This window comes from Brachybacterium sp. p3-SID957, assembly GCF_025144775.1.
Lineage (GTDB): Bacteria > Actinomycetota > Actinomycetes > Actinomycetales > Dermabacteraceae > Brachybacterium > Brachybacterium epidermidis.
This window is the reverse complement of record NZ_JALXKT010000025.1, coordinates 25,405-42,536: the sequence shown is the minus strand read 5'-3', so window position 1 is coordinate 42,536 and position 17,132 is coordinate 25,405. Positions and strand designations below refer to the sequence as shown.

Below are 17,132 nucleotides of genomic sequence, written 5' to 3'. Positions count from 1 at the left end.
GAGTGGCACGGTGAGCGCTGAGGCCCGCAGCGAAGCGAGGACCGGAAGCGATCATGTGCCACTCACGGCGGGCGGCGGAGCCGCCCCTTGAAGGAGTAGGGAAAGTTCTCACGAGCCAGTACTCGACGTCGAGACCTCCAGTGGAATTGCGGGCGCTGACCTCGGGCCCTGACGTCCGGAAGGAACTCCCGAGGTCAGCTTCTGACACCACTGCGATGGTGCAGCTATGCGGTTGATGGTAGTGGGGCGGAGCTGACGGGGCTCGTGTGTCGGGAACCTTCACGGCAGCAAGTCCGATATTTACCCCCTGGCGGCGGCCGGCGAGGGGCGCTCCGCCCAGAGAAAGCGCCTTCGCTTCTGCCCGACGGCGCGCCCGGAAGCCTTCGAGGTAGCCTCCTTGACCAAGGTCCTCTGGAAGGAGCACATCAGTGGGGTCCTCTGAGGCAGGTCAAACGTTCACCAGACATGGCGGGGAGCCGAGTTCGACTCTTGAGCCCTCCGGCCTGAGCATCGAGCTCCGCGAGTGCACCAGGAGGCTCAACGCGCGTCTTGGACCCACGCTGGTTTCGGCCCTAGCCGGATCCAGAGGTCCTCAGCATGCTCATGCGTGGGTAGCGGGATCAGCAGCCCCGGGTCCAGCAAGCGAACGACGTCTTCGCGCTGCCTACTCCGCCTGGTGCACGGTCTCTGAGGCCGAGGGCGAGGCAGTCGCACGCACATGGTTCACGGGGGCCAACCCGTGGCTCGACGACGAGTCGCCTGTGGACGCGTTACGCCAAGGCCGACTTGCCGCCGTCGCACGCGCTGCGGATGCCGTCGTGGAAGACTCCTTCGCCGGCTGATATCGCTCCTGCACACCGTTCCACGATCAGGCGACCTTCTCGATCTTCGGAACGGTAGCGATCAGGCCCGCGGGACAACACCAGCCTGCTCCACGGCATGCCGTTCGAACTCAAAGTATTTTGCGTGGTCGTCGCTGAGGCGGGACAGTGCGTGTTCCATAAGGTTAGGCGAGACATCTGTCAGCGCTCTCTTGGTTTCCACGCTTAGCGCGCTTACCCCCGTGTATCCGCGCAGCGGATTCGGGTCGAAGCGAGACTCGACCAACGTGCGACCTCGCCACCCTTCCCCGTGCAGCACATCGGCAGTCTCATCAATGAACGTCGTGAATGCGCTGCGGATATCCGCACGCATGCGGTAGTCATTCCGAGCCTGGTCGTTCCGATCACGCAGCATCTCATCATCGACTGATGCAAAGGCGGTCTCGACCAGGTCAAAGGACACTCGGTCGCCCAGGAGGGACTTGACAGCGTCTACGTGGATTGGCGAGTACCTTCGCCGCAGGTTCCCCGGGGTGACTCGTTGCCAGCTCGCCACCTCCTGAAGGCTGGGCCGCTCGCTCGCGACCGCGTGAGCATAGGCCGTCAGGAGCGTCCGGAGGTCCTTGGCTTCGCGCTCGGCCTCGTTCGCGAACCCGAGAGACGCCAGCAGGAACAGCTCGTCGCGCTGGCCCGCCTCGAGCTCCTCTCTTGCTTCGTGGCTCGTCTCAAGCGCACGCAACCTCAGCTTCTCCGCCAAATCGCGGATCGGCTCGGGCAGGTTGAAGGCGTCTCCGACCTGCGCGTTGGTAGCGATGTACGGCTGGCTCATGCACTCATCATACGCATGCCCTCACATTGTCACTTGACGTTCGTCAAGTGTCATGTGTCTACTGGTCGGGCAGTTGATCCCAACCCAAGGAGGCCAACCATGGCTGTACAGACTCGTTTCCCCGTCCAGATGGAGGACGTGTTCCCCCAGGGCGCGTACATGATCGGCGAGGTCACCGCCGCCGAGGACTTCGACAAGAAGAGGGCCGGCGAGGTCGACCCCCAGGTGCGCGACAAGGTCTCTGGCCAGCGCGTCTGGCAGGTCCGGGTTCTGGATCCGGATCCCGAGAGCCGGAAGGGTCAGGCCGAGGTGACCGTGAAGGTCTCCTCCGATCACCAGCCGGTGCCGCCCAAGGGGCCGGCCACAGGTCCCTTCCGCGCCGTCGCCTTCGAGGGGCTCACCCTCACCCCGTACGTCGACCAGAACGGGAACTTCCCGAAGATCGCGTACTCGCTGAGGGCCACGGGCTTCGCCGAGGCGAAGGCTTCCGCTCGCACCTCGAGCACCGAGGCGGCGTGATCATGGAGCGGAAGGCGATGGGTCTGCTCAACGTCGCAGCGATCGGGATCCTGCTTTGGCAGATCATCCCGCTCGGCTGGCAGCTGGCGTTCGGGGGTGCGTGAGCCATGCACACCGCCTCCCTCGCCTTCCGCTTCGGCCTCGCCGAGCTGCGGTGGATTCTCACGGGCCTCTGGGGTCACGTGCGCTGGTTCCACCGGTTCTGGTTCGTCGTCGCGATGTTCACCTGGCTCTCGGCCGACCTGCTCGGGAGCTGGAAGCCCTTCGCCGTCGTCGGAGCCATCGCGCTGTACTTCGCACTCTGGGCCCGGTTCCAGCCCCACACGTACTACCGGGCTATCTCGCACCCTTTGACGCGCCGGTCCGTGTGGCTCGACCTGCTCGAGTCATGGCCGCTGCTCATGGAGGAGTGCGGGCTGGCATCGTCCAGCATTGATCGTGAGGGGCAGAAGCGCCTTGTCTGCCCCACCATCGTGAGTAGGCGGTGGACTCGCAACGAGCTCGCCGTCGTGCCCGGACTGCTCACTGGCCAGACCGTTGAGGACTTCCAGAAGGTCGCGGACCGCCTCCGCACGACGGCAGGCGCCACGGACATTCGCGTGACGGGAGACCTCTCCCCCACGCTGATCTTCACGTTCGGCGATGCCCTCGCCGAGACCGTGAACCGTGGCCTCTCCGATGCTGGAGAGCCGTGGGACGGGTGCTCGGTGTGGATGGGGGTCGACACAACGGACGATGACTGGTGGCTCCGCATCGCGGGCACACACACCCTCGTGGCCGGTTCCTCGGGCTCCGGGAAGGCATCGCTCGTCTGGGGCGTCACCATCGGCCTCGCTCCCGCCATCGCTCGCGGCGAAGCACAGGTACACGGGATCGACCTCAAGGGCGGCGTCGAGCTGGGAATGGGCAAGGATCTGTTCACCCGCTACGCCGTGACGCCTGCTGAAGCCGTGGTGGTGCTCGAGGACGCCGTCGAGGCGATGAGTGCTCGCCTCGAACGGATGGCCGGTCATACCCGCCAGCACACCGCGAGTGCCGATGAACCGCTGGTCGTCGTGCTGATCGACGAGGTGGCCGCGCTGACGTCGTACATCGAGGACCGCGACCTCAAGAGCCGCGCTCGCACCGCGATGTCGCTGCTCTGCTCCCAGGGGCGCGCCGTCGGCTACACCGTGGTTGCCTGCCTCCAGGATCCCCGGAAGGAGACGATCCCCAACCGCGGCCTGTTCACCCAGATGGTCGGGCTTCGTCTGCGGGATCGCGAGGAGACCTCGATGGTCCTTGGTGACGGTGCAGTGGCATCTGGGGCCCTCTGTCACAAGATTCCGCTCGCCTCTCCGGGCATCGGCTATGTGGTCCCGGAAGACGGCTCGGAGCCGATGCGCGTGCGCGCTGCGTTCGTCGATGACGACCTGATCCGGGCAGCGGCCGAGCAGTTCCCTGCCCCGTCGACGATCCCCGTCGTCGTCCCGGAGCCCACGGAGAAGCCTCGGAGTTCACGGGCTCGCGCTCGGAGCAAGTCGGATTCGGAGGGAGCCGCATCGTGATCGACCCCGAACTCTACACCCTCGACGTCGAGGATCCCACCGCACTGACACGGATGCTCTCCGACGGCTTCGAGGACTGGTCCAAGCAGGCCGCCTCGACCGGGTTCTGCTCCCGCCCGGTGCGCCTCTTCGGTCAGGCGCGCACCTTCGATCGCAGGTCCGGCCAGCACCTCCACACGTTCGACAGCCGCGACCTCCCTGACAGCGTTCTCTACGTCCGCTGCGGCAACCGGCGGGCCTCCCGCTGCCCCTCGTGCTCTCATGAGTACCAGGGCGACATGTGGCACCTCCTCTCCGCAGGGGTCTCCGGCGGGGACAAGGGGGTCCCGGAGAGCGTCTCCACGCACCCGCTGGTGTTCCTCACTCTGACCGCACCGTCGTTCGGCACTGTGCACTCGTCGACTCGTCCCGGTGCTCAGCCTCGGCAGTGCACCGTCAACGCTGCGCCGGGCCTGTGCGAGCACGGTCGCCCTCGCCGCTGCACCGAGCACCACGATGCCGACGACGCCCGGATCGGGCAGCCACTGTGCCCGGACTGCTACGACTACGAGGGGCAGACCGTCTGGCAGTGGCACTGCCCCGAACTCTGGCGGCGCTTCACGATCCGCCTGCGCCGTCTGGTCGCGACTCATCTCGGCATGAGCGAGAAGGCCTCGAGGGATCTCCTCCGCGTGCAGTTCGCCAAGGTCGGCGAGTACCAGAAGCGCGGCGCGATCCACCTGCATGCACTTGTCCGGCTCGATGGGGCTCCGACGGACCAGGAGCCCTTCCCCTCCCCCGCAATCGACGCCCCCGCCTCGTGGCTTGCTGAGCGCTGTCTCGAAGCCGCGCAGGGCGTTGAGGTCGATTCAGCGCCGGTCGACGGCAATGACTGCGCTCGTACTCTCCGCTTCGGCCGTCAGGTCGATGCGCGCCCCGTCCAGCGACACACAGACGATGGTGGCGACGTCTCCCCCGAGATGGTTGCGGCTTACCTCGCCAAGTACGCCACCAAGGCGGCTGGTGATGTCGCAGCGGAGGGCGCACCGAATCGGCACCTCAAGCGCCTGCGGGAGACCTGCCTCGAGCTGTGTGGGCGGGCGCTCCTCGCCGACGGATTCGCGAGCCCCTACGCGCTGCTCGGGAAGTGGGCTGATGCCTTCGGCTTCCGCGGTCACTTCGCGAGCAAGTCCCGCCGGTTCTCCACGACCCTCGGCACTCTCCGCGATGTGCGGCGCAAGTACCACCGCGACCGCGAACGGCTCGAGACGTCCGCAGGCTCTTCGGGGACCGCTGACTCGTTCGACGTCACCGAGCACACCGTCGTGATCAATGAGTTCCGCTTCGTCGGACAGGGCTGGCTCACTCCCGGCGATGCCGAGCTCGCCCGCTCCGCCGCCGACGCAGCACGCGAGTGGAAGGACTCTCGCTGCGCCGCCCGTCGACTCCACGAGAAAGGAAAGAATCATGGAGAAGCTCTGCTTCACCGCTGACGAGGTCGCTGATCGGCTCAGCGTCTCGAAGACCCGTGTGTACGACCTGATGCGCTGCGGCGAGCTGCCCAGCGTCAAGCTCGGTCGCTCCCGCCTGGTCAAGGCCGCTGATCTTCTCGCGTACGTCGAGAGCCTCGAACCGGCCCCTGTGGTCGCATGAGCCGCGCGAACGGTGAGGGCAGCATCTATCGGCGCAAGGACGGCCGGTGGGCTGGTGCGGCGTACGTCCTGACCCCGGACGGCACTCGTCGGCGGAAGACGGCGTACGGGAAGACCCGTAAGGAGGTCAGTGCGAAGCTGGCGAAGATGCAGGAATCGTCTCGGTCGGGCATCGCCGCGACCCCTGGGCGGCTCACTGTGAAGGCTTTCCTGGAGTCCTGGATGCGCGACGTCCAGGAACCGCGGCTGAGCCCGGCGACCTATCAGACGTACGAGGGCTACATCCGGAACCACATCGTCCCCGCACTTGGCTCCAAGCCGCTGGGTCAGCTGACCGCATCAGATCTGCGGGAGTTCCTCGGCGCGAAGAGCCGCGAAGGCAAGAGCGCGGCCACGGTCAAGCAGATCCACGCGATCATCCGCTCGGCACTCCAGCACGCAATGCGCGAGGACCTCGTCCCGAGGAACGTGGCGAAGCTCGTCGTGGTCTCCAATCCTGCACGACAGGAGGTCGAACCGCTGACCCCGGTGGAGGCGAAGCAGCTCCTGAGAGCGGCAAAGGGGCACGACTGGGAAGCCTTGTGGACCCTCTATATCGGGCTCGGGCTGCGCCGAGGGGAAGCACTCGGTCTCCGGTGGGGCGATGTCGACCTCGAGAACGGCCGCCTGCGGGTCGTGCAGTCCCTTCAGCGCTCTCGGGGCGAGCTGCGGCTGAAGAGCCCCAAGACGGACACCTCGCGCCGTCGGGTCGTGGTGCCGTCTTTCTGCATCGATGCTCTGCGACGCCACCAGTCTTCCGAACGAGTGAAGCTTGCTTCGCTCGGGCTGCCCGTGGACCCGACGACGCTCGTGTTCACGTCCCAGGCGGGAACACCGATCGAGCCGCGCAACGTGAACCGGGCGTTCGAGGCGCTCCTGAAGAAGGCGAAGCTGCGCCGGGTCAAGCTGCACGACCTCCGGCACACCTGCGCGCCCCTGCTCCTCGCAGAGGGTGTCGCTCCGCGCGTCGTCATGGAACTTCTGGGTCACTCCGCCATCGCGGTCACGATGAACACCTATTCGCACGTCATCCCGGCGCTGCAGGACGAGTCCGCGCAGCGGATGGACGCGCTCTTCCGGTAGCCTCCAGAAGGAGGTACATACACCACATGCGCCCGACTGTCAACAGCAAAGCGGAAACATCGAAGATGAGATCACACCCCACCGACGCCACCATCCTCGGGAGCCCGAGTCGTTCTGACGGACCTTGGTCGGAGTTCCCCTATCCAGCCTTCTGGGTCGACCGCTTCCCTTCGGAGTCCTCGACCAACCCGCAGTTCATGGCCGTGGTGTACGACGAAGAACGGCGCATGCTGTGGTTAGACGCTGACGACGAGCTCGACGTCGCCCTCCCGAAAGCTCTTGCCGCGGCTCAATCAGAGGGCGGCGAGAGCGCAGTGGTGTACCGCTACCTGATCGATCAGGGCTCCCCTGCCCCCGATGCAGCGACGAAGTGCTCCGTTCTGATCGACGGCTACTACGAACTCTCGACGCTGGGCATCGCTACCTGGGTCAGCGCCGTCGAAGCTGCCACCCCGACCCCACCCATCGACTAGGAGAGGCAAATTGGAACTCGAAGGACTCGACCTTGTTGCACGTGCACAGTCCATCGCCCGGCGTGCACATGAGGGGCAGACGGACAAGCTGGGCGAGGACTACATCGCCCACCCACAACGCGTCGCGGAATGCGCACTGTACATGGCCCCGGCCAAGGACCGATTCGACTGCGTTGCCGCCGGGTGGCTGCACGATGTCGTCGAAGACTCAGAAGTCACCCTCGAAGATCTGCGCAGTCACGGCATGCCGGATCGCATCCTCGACGCAGTCGACTGCCTGACCAAGCGCGACGGCACCTCACGTGCCGACTATTTTGCACGCATCCGTGAGCACAGGATTGCCCGGGTCGTGAAGGCAGCTGACCTCGCGGAGAACTGCGGCCCAGACCGCGCCTTCCGGCTCCCGTCGTCCACTCGATACCGGCTTTCCGCCAAGTACGCCGAGTCCTGGGCGATGCTCATGGGAGTCACCTCATAGTCGACTCCTCGAGCGCACACCTCATGCGGAGAGTGGAACCCCATGTCCAGAAGGGCATGGGGTTCCTTCGTCCAGACCGTCACAAGGGCCGATGCCGCACGGCTGCTGTCACGACGCGTCCAGCGCAGCACGCTCAGCCGCGTTGCTGTCAGCGTTGCTGTCATCGCCAACTTCGGAGCAAAGGTCGGAACCTAGAAAGTCGCTCTGACCAGGGTGGGCCCGGAGGGGATCGAACCCTCGACCCGCGGATTAAAAGTCCGATGCTCTGCCGACTGAGCTACAGGCCCCAGCCCTTTCGGGCCAGACCAGTCTACCCGCGAGTGGCGGTCGCCCTGGCAGGTCAGTGGGAGGCGGCCGCCTCGCCGCCGCCACGCGCCTTCTCGATCGCGGCGAGCCACTTAGCGCGTCCGGAGACCACGAAGCTGAGTTCCTCGCCGTCGGCCAGGGTGAGCACGATCGAGTTGGGCACCAGCGGGATCGCGCCGAGGAACTTGGTCCATCCGCCCTTCTGGCCCACCACTTGCTGCAGCCACACCTCGGTGGCTCCGCGCTGGAAGTTCAGGGCATGGGCATCGAACAGCAACCGCTGGTTGGTGAGGGTGAGCTTGCCGCCCACGGTCTCCATGCCCCGCTGCATGTTGGCGCCGCCCTTCTTGAAAACGGTCTCTCCTGGGTGCAGGTTCGGTGCTTCGCTCATGGTCGGGCTCCGTTCGAATGGACGGCGAACTCGGGCGACGTGCCCTGTGGGGGCCCGCTTGCGCAATGGGGAGATCCAGATGCCACGCCCGGGCAACCGTAACGTCTCTCGGTGCACGTCGACGAGTTCGATCGCGACGGCCCTGCCGAGCACCTCGCAGAGATCGAAGCGGTTGAGCGCCAGGATCCACACCGTCGAGACGCCGACGGCCGCCACCAGCAGCACCGCCTTGGTGATCTGCACCCCGCCCGATCGAGGGGTCGAAACCGTCGTGTCGATCGGGGCCGAAGCATAGGCTGAGGAGGTGCTCGACATCCTCGACGGCGCCCGGGAGCGCCTCGCCCGCGCCTCCGATCCGGTGCCCTGCGCCGTCGCGACCATCGTCTCCGCCCAGGGTTCCGTGCCGCGGCCCGTGGGCACCTCGATGCTGGTGGGCGCCGATGGCGCACTGCACGGCTCGCTCTCCGGTGGCTGCGTCGAGGGGGCGGTGCTCGAGGCCTGCCGCGAAGCGCTCGAGACCGGGAGGAGCAGCCTGCGGAGCTTCGGGTTCAGCGACGAGGACGCCTTCGCCGTCGGGCTGATGTGCGGAGGTTCGCTCGAGGTGCTGATCCAGCCGTTCGCTCCCCCGCCCCCGGGGACGCAGAGCCCCCTCGGCACGGTCAACGACCCCTCCCCCGCCGCCTACGTGACCCGGCTGCCGCGGGAGTCCGACGCACCACGGACGGTCGCCCCCGAGGGTGACGACGCCGACGGCCCACGCGCTGTCCTGCTCGCGGGCGACGGGGCCGAGGAGGTCCGCGGCGCGCTCACGATGCTGCTCCCCCCGGAGGTGCTCGAGGCGGGCAGTGCCCAGGTCGCCGCCATGCTCCGCGAGGCTCGCACCGGCATACTCCGCCTCCCTGCGGGCGCCTCGACGACCGACCTGTTCGTCGAGTCCCGTATCCGGCCCGCGCACCTGGTGGTGTGCGGGGCGAACGCCTTCGGGCAGGCGCTGGTGGAGGCCGCGCGGCCGCTCGGGCTGCGGATCACGCTGTGCGACCATCGGCCGGCGTTCACCGATCCCACGGCGTTCCCGGGGGCGGAGGTGGTGCGTGCCTGGCCGCACCGGTTCCTGGCTGCGGCCGCCGAGCGCGGGGATCTCGATGCCCGCAGCATGGTCTGCGTGCTCACGCACGATCCCAAGGTCGACGTGCCGGTGCTCGCCACCGCTCTGCGACTGGACATCGCCTACGTCGGTGCGATGGGGTCCCGGCGCAGCGATCGCGATCGGCGCACAGCGCTGCGCGAGGCCGGGGTGGACGAGGAGGCGCTGTCGCGGCTGCGCTCCCCGATCGGCCTCGACCTGGGGGCGGAGAGCCCTGCGGAGGTGGCGATCGCGATCCTCGCGGAAATCCTGGCCGTGCGGGCCGAGCGCCGCACCGTCGAGCCGCTGCGCGACGGCAGCGGTCCGCTGCATGCGCGCACTGCTACGAGCGGCTGAGAGGTCAGCCACGCGCGTCCAGCCGCCAAAGGTCCTCAGGCAGGTCCAGGTCCGCACCGTCGTCGAGATCCGTGCAGTCCACGAGCTGCACGTGATCCCGTCGGGCGCGGAGCAGGTCGCGGGCGCCCACGTCCGCGTGCGCGGCCTCCGCGGCGGCGGTGGTCAAGGCGGCGTCGAACAGCACCGGATGGCCCCGTCGGAGCCCGCCGGAGGCCTCGCGGTGGGCGGCGGCGGTGATGCCTCCGGGGCGGTGGGCGGCCAGCACCCGGGCCACCTCCGCCGCGCACATCCCCGGGCGGTCCACCGGCGTGACCAGCACGTCGCGGCCCGGTCCGATCGCGGCCAGGCCGGTGCGCAGTGAGGTCCCCATCCCCTCGCGCCAGCGCGGGTTCTGCTCCGTGCGCGCCCACGGCATCTTGTCCACGACGGAGCCCACCCGCTCGGCGCCCGCGCCGGTGACGACCACGACCTCGGCGCAGCCGCCCTCGCGCAGGGCGCGAGCGACGTGCTCCACCAGGGGGACGCCGCGCAGGAGCAGCAGTGCTTTCGGGCCGCGGCCCAGGCGCCGTCCGGCGCCCGCGGCCAGGAGCAGGCCCACGGGAGGCGCGGCCGCCGGCCGGGGGACGTCGAACGACGCGGCGCTCACCGTGCCAGCAGGTCGCTGCCGAGCACGGGCAGGTCCCGCACCCGCACCCCGGTGGCGTGGTGGACGGCGTTGGCGATCGCCGCGGCGGCGCCGACGATGCCGATCTCGCCGATGCCGCGCGCGCCGAGCGGCCCGGCCTGGGGGTCCTCCTCGTCCAGCCAGTACGCCTCCAGGGAGCGGATGTCCGCGTTGACGGGCACGTGGTACTCGGCGAGGTCGTGGTTGACGACGTGTCCGAAGCGGGGGTCGAGCTCGCCCTTCTCGTGCAGTGCCATCCCCACCCCCATGGTCATCCCACCGAGGAGCTGCGAGCGGGCGGTGCGGGGGTTGATGATCCGCCCGACGGAGAACACCCCGAGCATGCGGTCCAGACGGATCTCACCGGTCTCCTCCTGGACGCGGACCTTGGCGAACTGGGCGCCGTAGGAGTGCATGGCGAGCTTCTTCTCGGCAGGGTTCTCCGCCGCCTCCCCGATCGTCTCGACGCCGTCGGCCGGGGCGGTGCCGTGCTCGCGGCGGAAGGCGTCCGCGGCGGCCAGCACGGCCGCGCTCCAGCTGGCGAGCCCGGTGGAGCCGCCGGCGACGGTCGCGTTCGGCAGCGCGGTGTCGCCGATTCGCAGCGCGATGCGGTCCGGGTCGACCTCGAGGGCGTCGGCGGCGACCTGGGTGAGGGCGGTCCAGGTGCCGGTGCCGAGGTCGGCGGCGCCGATGCCCACCTCGTAGACCCCCGCCTCGTGACGGATCCGGGCCTTCGAGCCGGGCTGCCGGGATGCGGGGTAGGTCGCCGAGGCGACGCCCGTGCCGATCAGCCATCCGCCCTCCCGGCGGGCACGGGGCTGCGGGTCGCGGTCGGCCCAGCCGAAGCGGGTGGCGCCCTCGCGTAGGCAGTCGATCAGCCGGCGTCGGTTGAAGGGCATCCCGGTGTCGGGGTCACGCTCCGGCTCGTTGCGCACCCGCAGCTCGATCGGGTCGACCCCGCAGGCCTCGGCGAGCTCGTCCATCATGATCTCCGGGCCCACCATCCCCGGTGCCTCGCCGGGGGCGCGCATCCAGGAGGGGACGGCGATGTCCAGCGGGAGCACGCGCTGGGTGATGCGACGGTGCTCGCCGGCGTACATCTGCCGAGAGGGCTTGATCGCCATCTCGGGGAACTCCTTGGTGTGCGAGGAGCTGGAGACCGCCTCGAGCCCGAAGGCGGTGATCGTGCCGTCGGCCCGGGCCCCGATCCGGAGGTGCTGGGAGGTGGCGGGCCGGTGCCCGGTCAGCGCGAACATGTGCTGGCGGGTGACGGCGTGCTTCACGGCGCGGCCGGGCACGGCGTGCGCGGCCATCGCCGTGAGCATCATGTCCGCGTGGGGCAGGCCCTTGGAGCCGAAGCCGCCGCCGACGTGCGGGCTGATGATCCGCAGCTGCTCGGGGTCGATGCCCAGTATCGGGGCGAGGGTCTGTCGCGCAGGATGCACGCCCTGGGTGGAGGTCCACAGCGTGAGCTGCTCGCCGTCCCAGCGAGCGATGGTGGTGTGCGGCTCCATCGGGTTGTTGTGCTCGAGAGGGGTGGAGTACCGCTGGTCCACCACGATCTCCGCGGCAGCGAGCGCGGCCTCGAGGTCACCGGTGTCGATGTCGTCCGCGCCGTCCTCGGGTTCGCGCACTGCGGGGTGGTCGGGGCGGAACTCGGCGTCGTGCGGCGCAGCCTCGGTGGTGACCACGACGAGGTCGGCGGCGTGGCGGGCCGTCTCCGGGGTCTCGGCGAGGACGGCGCCGAGGTACTGGCCACGGAAACCGATCCGGTCGTCCTGGAGGATCGCCAGCTCGCCGTCCTCGGTGTCGGCGAGCCGAAGGGCGTTCTCGTGGGTGATCACGCGCACCACCCCGTCGAGCGCGAGCGCGGCTGTGGCGTCGATCGCGGTGACGCGGCCGAGCGCGATCGTCGAGCACAGCGGGAAGAGATGGAGCGGATCCTCGACCGGGTGCTCGTAGGCGTAGGGGGCGAGGCCGCGCACCTTGTCGGGCCCGTCCAGACGCACCCGTCCGGTGCCGATCGCCGAGGCTCGCAGGAGGTCACTCATCACGCGGCTCCTCGTTCTCCTCGTCCAGGCCGGCGAGCTCGGCGAGCACGCTCACCATCACGCCCTGGGCCATCGTCACCTTGAACTCGTTGCCCGCGACGGGCCGGGCCTGCTCGAGCTCGGCCGCCGCGGCCCGGCGGAAGCTCTCGCGGGTGGCGGGGGCGCCGGCGAGGAGCTGCTCGGCGCGGCGAGCCCGCCAGGGGGCGTGGGCGACGCCTCCGAGGGCGATCCTCGCGGAGAGGATCGTGGGCCGCGCGGCGTCCGGGTCGAGCTCGAGCACCGCGGCGACCGAGACCAGGGCGAAGGCGTAGGAGGCGCGGTCGCGGATCTTGCGATACGTGGAACGGGTGCGGGCGGCGCGGTCCGGCGGGGGCAGCTCGACGGCGGTGATCAGGTCGCCGTGCTCGAGGACAGTGTCGCGCTCGGGCTCGTCCCCCGGAAGCCGGTGCAGCGTAGTCAGGGGCAGGCGCTTCTCGCCGTCGCTGCCCAGCACCACCACGGTCGCGTCCAGGGCGGCGAGCGCGACCGCCATGTCGGAGGGGTGGGTGGCGATGCACGCGTCGGAGGCGCCGAGGATCGCGTGGTAGCGGGTGTATCCGCCGAGCGCCGAGCAGCCGCTGCCCGGGGCGCGCTTGTTGCAGGGGGTGGTGGGGTCCTGGAAGTAGACGCAACGGGTGCGCTGCAGCAGGTTCCCGCCGGTGGTGGCGGCGTTGCGCAACTGGCCCGAGGCGCCGGAGAGGAGGGCGCGGGAGAGCATCGGGTGGTCGCGACGCACGCGCGGATCGGCGGCCAGATCGCTGTTGCGGACCATGGCGCCGACGCGCAGGCCGCCGTCCGGCAGCTCCTCGATGTCCGCGAGGTCGAGACGGCCGAGGTCGACCAGCAGATCGGGGGCGGTGATCCCGAGCTTGAGGTGGTCGACGAGGTTGGTGCCGCCGGCGAGGTAGGCCGCGCCGGGTCGTTCGGCGATCGCGGCGACAGCGCCGGCGGGGTCGTCCGCGCGTACGTAGTCGAAGGGTCTCATCGGTCCGTCCCCTCGTTCGCGGCGCTCGCCCCGGCCGCCTGTTGGACGGCGGCGACGATGTTGACGTAGGCGCCGCAGCGGCACAGGTTCCCGCTCATGCGCTCGCGTATCTCGTCCTCGGTGAGCTCGATCGGGTGGTCGTGGCCGTGGTCCTCGGTGACCACGCTGGGGTGCCCCTCGGCCGCCTCGCGGAGCACGCCGTTTGCGGAGCAGATCTGCCCGGGGGTGCAGTAGCCGCACTGGAAGGCATCCTGCTCGAGGAAAGCGGTGTGCAGGTCGGAGAGCTCGCCGTCGGTGGCGAGGCCGTCGGGGGTGAGCACCTCCGCGCCGTCGAGGGACACGGCCAGCAGCAGGCAGGAGTTCAGCCGCCGCCCGTCGACCAGCACGGTGCAGGCGCCGCACTGGCCGTGGTCGCAGCCCTTCTTCGGGGACATGTTCCCCAGGTGGTCCCGCAGCGCGTCGAGCAGGGTGGTGCGCGGGTCGACGGTCAGGTCATGCGGCTGGCCATCGACGATGAGGTGGACTGGATGGCCCATCGGGCACCTCCGGATCAGGTCGGGATTCGACCGTACCGGCCGCCCGGGGGCTCGGCAAACGGTTCCGGCGGGCACCGACCGATCGTTCGCCTGCACCGAGGCGCACGGTCTTCCCAGTGGCCGTGCCGGCGCGGCCGCAGCACGTACGAGCGCTCGCTCGCGCTTGGGGGTGCCGGCCAGGTGAAGAACGGCGGCTCGATGGACGTCAGTCCTTCTTGCGGGTGACCAGCCACCAGATCAGGCCGGCCAGCAGCAGCAGGAAGCCCAGGATGCCGCCGCCGATGCCCAGCAGCACGCCGCCGATGGCGCCGAAGATGCCGCCCAGGGAGACGGGCGGGCCCACGGCCACCTGGGGGCTGTCGCAGTCGATCTGGTGCTCGCCGGTAGCGGTGGCCTCGAAGGAGTCGAAGGAGACCCAGGTGGCCCCGTCGATGGTGGTGCTGCTGGACTGGTTGGTGCCCGGGCCGGGCTCAGCCCCGTCCGGAGTCATGATGGTGCAGGTGGCGGTGGTTCCCTCGGGCGCGTACAGCTGGAGCACGTCCCCCTCCTCCGCGGTGATGCTGCCGCTGCCGCCGGGCAACTGCTCGATCTCGCTCAGACCGCCGGCGGTATTACCCACACCGACCACGGTGAGGATCGTGCCGATGATCAGGCTGAGCAGCAGGATGATGCCTCCCAGGACCATGAGGATCGTCGGTCCCTTGGACTTCTTCCGGGGCGCGGGGGCGGAGCCGAACTCCGGAGCGAAGCTGGGCGCCGGGTCGGAGTGGGGCTGAGGTGCGGGCTGGGACGTGGACATCGGGACCTCCCGGGTCGAAGCTGCGGCCGCGCTCAGCGTATCCCCTGTCACCCCCGCGCCGTCGCGCTCGAACCGGTTCCCGCACGGCAACGCGCCTAGACTTTCCGTATGTCCGATCTGTTCGTACTCGCCGCCGACGTCGAGACCGAACTGGTCGAGCGCCGCTCCCGCTTCCTCACCCGCTTGCACCGCGTCACCTCGGTCGAGCAGGCCGAGGAGCGCATCCGCACCGCGCGCACCGATCACCCTGATGCACGCCATCACTGCACTGCCCTGGTCATCGGAGCCACATTCGACGCCGCGCCCGTCCACCGCTCCAGCGATGACGGAGAGCCCTCCGGGACCGCTGGCATGCCGATGCTGCAAGCGCTGCTGCACGCCGATCTCACCGACACCCTGGCGGTGGTGATCCGCTACTTCGGCGGGGTCAAGCTGGGGGCGGGGGGTCTGCTGCGCGCCTACACCGCCGGGGTGGAGCAGGCCGTGGCGGCCGCGACCCTGCTGCGCCGCACGGAACTGGTGGTGGCGCGCCTGGAGGTGCCGCTGGCTGAGGTGGGCATCGCCGAGAACGCGGTACGGGTGTGGGCCGGCGCCCATGGCGCCCAGGCGGAGCCCACCGAGTACACCTCCCGGCTCGCCCGGTTGGACGTGCTGCTGGACCCGCCGCTGCTCGATGACTTCGCGGCCGATGTGGCCCGCTGGTCCTCCGGTCGCGTACGCGTCACCGAGGCAGGCCGCCGCGCTGCGGACGTGCCCATGGCCTGACCGAAGCGGGCAGAAGAACAGCGCCGCCCCCGACCTGAGTCGGGGACGGCGCTGCGGCGATGTGTGCCTGACGTGTCAGGCGAAGCGCATGTGGATCACGCGCGGTTGCGGCTACCGGTGGCCAGGCCGTAGATGACCATGACGATCAGCGCGCCGATGACGGCGAGCAGGATGGTGCCGATGCTCCACGGGTTGTTCATGATGCCGGAGATGCCGTCACCACCGAACAGGCCGCCGAGGAAGCCACCGACGATGGCGCCGATGACGCCCAGGACGATGGTTAGGCCGAGGCCCATCGACTGCTTGCCCGGCATGATGGCGCGAGCGATCAGGCCGATGATGGCACCGATGATGATCCAGGAAATGATGGCCCAGAGAAGACCCATTGTTTTTCTCCAATCAGGGGAAGGGATCAGGGACTACGGCGACCATTCTGCCCCAGATGACGCTCGCATGGTGGAACACGCGGCCGACCTAGCGGTCAGAAGTACAGGAATTCCGGCGTACTGGTGACCGATTCGCCCCGCTTTGCGACACTTTGAGCGTGCCGGTTGCGCGAAGAAGTTGTGCATATCCGAAGGTGGGCTTTACAACACCTTTAGCCCGCACACTCCCTGGCACGGCCGGTTCAGAAGTCCCAGTCGTCGTCCTCGGTCTCCACAGCCTTGCCCATCACGTAGCTGGAGCCGGAGCCGGAGAAGAAGTCGTGGTTCTCATCCGCGTTCGGCGACAGCGAGGCAAGGATCGCCGGGTTCACCTCGGTGGCCTCGGAGGGGAACAGGCCCTCGTAGCCCAGGTTCATCAGCGCCTTGTTGGCGTTGTACCGCAGGAAGGTCTTGACCTCCTCGGTCCAGCCCACCGGGTCGTAGAGATCCTCGGTGTACTCCTCCTCGTTGTCGTACAGCTCCATGAGCAGCGAGAAGGTGTAGTCCTTCATCTCGGCACGACGCTCGGGCGAGGCCTTCTCCAGTGCCTTCTGGAACTTGTAGCCGATGTAGTAGCCGTGCACGGCCTCGTCACGGATGATCAGCCGGATGATGTCGGCGGTGTTGGTGAGCTCGCCGTGGCTGGAGTAGTGCATGGGCAGGTAGAAGCCGGAGTAGAACAGGAAGGACTCCAGCAGGGTGGAGGCCACCTTGCGCTTCTCCGGGTCATCGCCCTGGTAGTAGCTCATGACGATCTTGGCCTTCTTCTGCAGCGGCTCGTTGAACTCGCTCCAGCGGAAGGCCTCGTCGATCTGCTTGGTGCTCGAGAGGGTCGAGAAGATCTGGCTGTAGGACTTCGCGTGCACCGACTCCATGAACGCGATGTTGGTGTACACCGCCTCCTCGTGCGGGGTGACCGCATCGGGGATGAGGGAGACGGCGCCGACGGTGCCCTGGACGGTGTCCAGCAGGGTGAGGCCGGTGAACACCCGCATCACCAGGGTCTGTTCCTGCTCGCTCAGGCGGCCCCAGGAGGGAATGTCGTTGGACAGCGGCACCTTCTCCGGCAGCCAGAAGTTGCCGGTCAGGCGGTCCCATACCTCCTGGTCCTTGGGATCGGGGATCCGGTTCCAGTTGATCGCCTGGACAGACGTCTTCAGGTGGTCGTTCACCGCTGCCTCACTTGCTCCTTCAGGGGTCGGGTTCGGGTGCCTGCCAGTCTAGGCAGAGGCGGTGCCCAAAGGGACCGCGGCATCCGGTTCCCCACGGTG

The 17,132-nt window shown here is 68.8% G+C and carries 18 protein-coding genes and 1 tRNA gene; 9 read left to right on the top strand and 10 right to left on the bottom strand.

All coding sequences use genetic code 11. The annotated features are described in order from the left end of the window. Window positions 1-903 precede the first annotated feature (903 nt). Window positions 904-1,650 (bottom strand): hypothetical protein, encoded by a 747-nt coding sequence (locus tag M3B01_RS07325; RefSeq protein ID WP_122942810.1) that lies wholly within the window; start codon window positions 1,648-1,650, stop codon window positions 904-906. Window positions 1,651-1,749: 99 nt separating this feature from the next. Here M3B01_RS07325 and M3B01_RS07320 point away from each other — a divergent pair, with 99 nt between their 5' ends. From M3B01_RS07320 to M3B01_RS07290, 7 genes are all read left to right on the top strand, one after another. Then, entirely contained in the window at window positions 1,750-2,169 is a 420-nt protein-coding gene (locus M3B01_RS07320; protein ID WP_193866740.1) for a plasmid replication, integration and excision activator, read from the top strand. Between the two features lie 107 nt (window positions 2,170-2,276). Next, window positions 2,277-3,716 carry an FtsK/SpoIIIE domain-containing protein gene (locus M3B01_RS07315; RefSeq protein WP_193866741.1) on the top strand — a complete coding sequence of 480 codons (1,440 nt, stop codon included), beginning with the start codon at window positions 2,277-2,279 and terminating at the stop codon, window positions 3,714-3,716. Further along, complete coding sequence (locus M3B01_RS07310) at window positions 3,713-5,188, top strand: replication initiator (protein ID WP_193866742.1); 1,476 nt, start codon at window positions 3,713-3,715, stop codon at window positions 5,186-5,188. The genes M3B01_RS07315 and M3B01_RS07310 overlap by 4 nt, the downstream gene beginning before the upstream one ends. Next, window positions 5,163-5,348: a helix-turn-helix domain-containing protein gene (locus M3B01_RS07305; protein ID WP_181869305.1), complete on the top strand. Its 186-nt coding sequence runs from the start codon at window positions 5,163-5,165 to the stop codon at window positions 5,346-5,348. The genes M3B01_RS07310 and M3B01_RS07305 overlap by 26 nt, the downstream gene beginning before the upstream one ends. After that, complete coding sequence (locus tag M3B01_RS07300) at window positions 5,345-6,469, top strand: site-specific integrase (RefSeq protein ID WP_259790674.1); 1,125 nt, start codon at window positions 5,345-5,347, stop codon at window positions 6,467-6,469. Before M3B01_RS07305 ends, M3B01_RS07300 begins: the two co-directional genes overlap by 4 nt. A 26-nt stretch (window positions 6,470-6,495) precedes the next feature. Continuing rightward, window positions 6,496-6,942 carry a hypothetical protein gene (locus tag M3B01_RS07295; RefSeq protein WP_193866744.1) on the top strand — a complete coding sequence of 149 codons (447 nt, stop codon included), beginning with the start codon at window positions 6,496-6,498 and terminating at the stop codon, window positions 6,940-6,942. 10 nt (window positions 6,943-6,952) lie between these two features. Then, complete coding sequence (locus M3B01_RS07290) at window positions 6,953-7,420, top strand: HD domain-containing protein (RefSeq protein ID WP_228020086.1); 468 nt, start codon at window positions 6,953-6,955, stop codon at window positions 7,418-7,420. 214 nt (window positions 7,421-7,634) lie between these two features. Here M3B01_RS07290 and M3B01_RS07285 read toward each other — a convergent pair. Continuing rightward, window positions 7,635-7,707, bottom strand: a tRNA-Lys gene (locus tag M3B01_RS07285). Between the two features lie 53 nt (window positions 7,708-7,760). Beyond that, the gene (locus M3B01_RS07280) at window positions 7,761-8,360 is read right to left on the bottom strand and encodes a hypothetical protein (protein ID WP_259790671.1); all 600 of its coding nucleotides are present in this window, start codon (window positions 8,358-8,360) and stop codon (window positions 7,761-7,763) included. A 61-nt stretch (window positions 8,361-8,421) separates the two neighbouring features. Here M3B01_RS07280 and M3B01_RS07275 point away from each other — a divergent pair, with 61 nt between their 5' ends. Continuing rightward, window positions 8,422-9,597, top strand: coding sequence for an XdhC family protein (locus M3B01_RS07275; RefSeq protein WP_259790670.1), 1,176 nt, complete (start codon window positions 8,422-8,424; stop codon window positions 9,595-9,597). A gap of 4 nt (window positions 9,598-9,601) precedes the next feature. Here the strand turns inward: M3B01_RS07275 and M3B01_RS07270 are convergent, their stop codons facing one another. The 5 genes from M3B01_RS07270 to M3B01_RS07250 form a co-directional block, all read right to left on the bottom strand. Beyond that, a complete protein-coding gene (locus M3B01_RS07270) occupies window positions 9,602-10,243 on the bottom strand; it encodes an NTP transferase domain-containing protein (RefSeq protein ID WP_193866746.1) in 642 nt (213 codons plus the stop codon). Then, complete coding sequence (locus tag M3B01_RS07265; RefSeq protein ID WP_259790668.1) at window positions 10,240-12,312, bottom strand: xanthine dehydrogenase family protein molybdopterin-binding subunit; 2,073 nt, start codon at window positions 12,310-12,312, stop codon at window positions 10,240-10,242. Before M3B01_RS07265 ends, M3B01_RS07270 begins: the two co-directional genes overlap by 4 nt. After that, window positions 12,305-13,336, bottom strand: a complete 1,032-nt coding sequence (locus M3B01_RS07260) for a xanthine dehydrogenase family protein subunit M (RefSeq protein ID WP_259790666.1) — start codon at window positions 13,334-13,336, stop codon at window positions 12,305-12,307. Before M3B01_RS07260 ends, M3B01_RS07265 begins: the two co-directional genes overlap by 8 nt. Beyond that, window positions 13,333-13,872 carry a (2Fe-2S)-binding protein gene (locus M3B01_RS07255; RefSeq protein WP_259790664.1) on the bottom strand — a complete coding sequence of 180 codons (540 nt, stop codon included), beginning with the start codon at window positions 13,870-13,872 and terminating at the stop codon, window positions 13,333-13,335. The genes M3B01_RS07260 and M3B01_RS07255 overlap by 4 nt, the downstream gene beginning before the upstream one ends. A 205-nt stretch (window positions 13,873-14,077) precedes the next feature. After that, on the bottom strand, window positions 14,078-14,671 hold the full coding sequence (locus M3B01_RS07250) for a hypothetical protein (RefSeq protein ID WP_259790661.1): 594 nt from the start codon (window positions 14,669-14,671) through the stop codon (window positions 14,078-14,080). A gap of 108 nt (window positions 14,672-14,779) precedes the next feature. On the opposite strand from M3B01_RS07250, the gene M3B01_RS07245 reads away from it, so the two are divergent. Beyond that, on the top strand, window positions 14,780-15,436 hold the full coding sequence (locus tag M3B01_RS07245; RefSeq protein ID WP_259790658.1) for a YigZ family protein: 657 nt from the start codon (window positions 14,780-14,782) through the stop codon (window positions 15,434-15,436). Window positions 15,437-15,531: 95 nt separating this feature from the next. Here M3B01_RS07245 and M3B01_RS07240 read toward each other — a convergent pair whose 3' ends face one another. Both M3B01_RS07240 and nrdF read right to left on the bottom strand, forming a co-directional pair. Beyond that, window positions 15,532-15,822: a GlsB/YeaQ/YmgE family stress response membrane protein gene (locus tag M3B01_RS07240; RefSeq protein ID WP_193866752.1), complete on the bottom strand. Its 291-nt coding sequence runs from the start codon at window positions 15,820-15,822 to the stop codon at window positions 15,532-15,534. 242 nt (window positions 15,823-16,064) lie between these two features. Beyond that, window positions 16,065-17,033, bottom strand: coding sequence for a class 1b ribonucleoside-diphosphate reductase subunit beta (gene nrdF, locus M3B01_RS07235; protein WP_193866753.1), 969 nt, complete (start codon window positions 17,031-17,033; stop codon window positions 16,065-16,067). Between the last annotated feature and the right edge of the window lie 99 nt (window positions 17,034-17,132).

Excerpts from the sequence above, each read along its gene's own strand:
- M3B01_RS07265 (WP_259790668.1), bottom strand. The coding sequence starts at position 12,312 with ATGAGTGACCTCCTGCGAGCCTCGGCGATCGGCACCGGACGGGTGCGT.
- M3B01_RS07305 (WP_181869305.1), top strand. The coding sequence starts at position 5,163 with ATGGAGAAGCTCTGCTTCACCGCTGACGAGGTCGCTGATCGGCTCAGC.
- M3B01_RS07240 (WP_193866752.1), bottom strand. The coding sequence starts at position 15,822 with ATGGGTCTTCTCTGGGCCATCATTTCCTGGATCATCATCGGTGCCATC.
- M3B01_RS07245 (WP_259790658.1), top strand. The coding sequence starts at position 14,780 with ATGTCCGATCTGTTCGTACTCGCCGCCGACGTCGAGACCGAACTGGTC.
- M3B01_RS07325 (WP_122942810.1), bottom strand. The coding sequence starts at position 1,650 with ATGAGCCAGCCGTACATCGCTACCAACGCGCAGGTCGGAGACGCCTTC.
- M3B01_RS07260 (WP_259790666.1), bottom strand. The coding sequence starts at position 13,336 with ATGAGACCCTTCGACTACGTACGCGCGGACGACCCCGCCGGCGCTGTC.
- M3B01_RS07255 (WP_259790664.1), bottom strand. The coding sequence starts at position 13,872 with ATGGGCCATCCAGTCCACCTCATCGTCGATGGCCAGCCGCATGACCTG.
- M3B01_RS07320 (WP_193866740.1), top strand. The coding sequence starts at position 1,750 with ATGGCTGTACAGACTCGTTTCCCCGTCCAGATGGAGGACGTGTTCCCC.
- M3B01_RS07250 (WP_259790661.1), bottom strand. The coding sequence starts at position 14,671 with ATGTCCACGTCCCAGCCCGCACCTCAGCCCCACTCCGACCCGGCGCCC.
- M3B01_RS07315 (WP_193866741.1), top strand. The coding sequence starts at position 2,277 with ATGCACACCGCCTCCCTCGCCTTCCGCTTCGGCCTCGCCGAGCTGCGG.
- M3B01_RS07295 (WP_193866744.1), top strand. The coding sequence starts at position 6,496 with ATGCGCCCGACTGTCAACAGCAAAGCGGAAACATCGAAGATGAGATCA.
- M3B01_RS07300 (WP_259790674.1), top strand. The coding sequence starts at position 5,345 with ATGAGCCGCGCGAACGGTGAGGGCAGCATCTATCGGCGCAAGGACGGC.